This is a genomic window from Vibrio sp. 1078-1 (assembly GCF_033340475.1).
This window is the reverse complement of sequence record NZ_JAWOWM010000642.1, coordinates 1-581: the sequence shown is the minus strand read 5'-3', so window position 1 is coordinate 581 and position 581 is coordinate 1. Positions and strand designations below refer to the sequence as shown.

The 581-nt window shown below is 48.5% G+C and carries 1 protein-coding gene; it reads right to left on the bottom strand.

The window, feature by feature from the left end:
• Window positions 1–581, bottom strand: a 581-nt coding sequence (locus R7190_RS29255; RefSeq protein WP_318138124.1) for a divalent metal cation transporter, incomplete at both ends; no start/stop codon positions are given.

The following is a 581-nucleotide window of genomic DNA, read 5'->3' as shown; positions in this document are numbered from 1 at the left end:
ATAACAATCGCTGCTCCAGTTAGCGTTAAGTACATTGGGTGTTGGTAGTCACCGACGATATCTTTGCGTTTTGTCGCAACTAAGACGGTACCCAAAACGATAGGAAGGATAATGCTGTTCACTAAACCCGCTAACATAAGTAGAAGAATTGGCATATCCATGGTAACCGTGCCTAGCGAGGTTAGGATAATGAAGCCGACACACCACGCTTTTTCGTTTCGCGCCACAACTGGGAAAAGCGTCTTAATTAATGAGATAGCCATATAAGAGTTGCCCACTACAGACGTGATGGAAGCAACAAACAGTACTAAGCCAAAGATGAAGTAACCAAGCTGGCCAGCACCTTGACGGAAAGCGTCGGCTGCCGGGTTAGCTGAATCCAACGTTGCGCCTGTCGCGATAACGCCAAACACCGCTAAAAACAGTAGGACGCGAATAACCACCGCAATAGAGATACCAGCCCACGCCGTTGAAGTGATGGAAGGTACATTCTCTTTACCTTTCAAGCCGATGTCCACTAGGCGTTGTGCACCCGTGTAGTAACCGCCAACTGCGCCGCCAACGATAGTCAATGTAGGCAG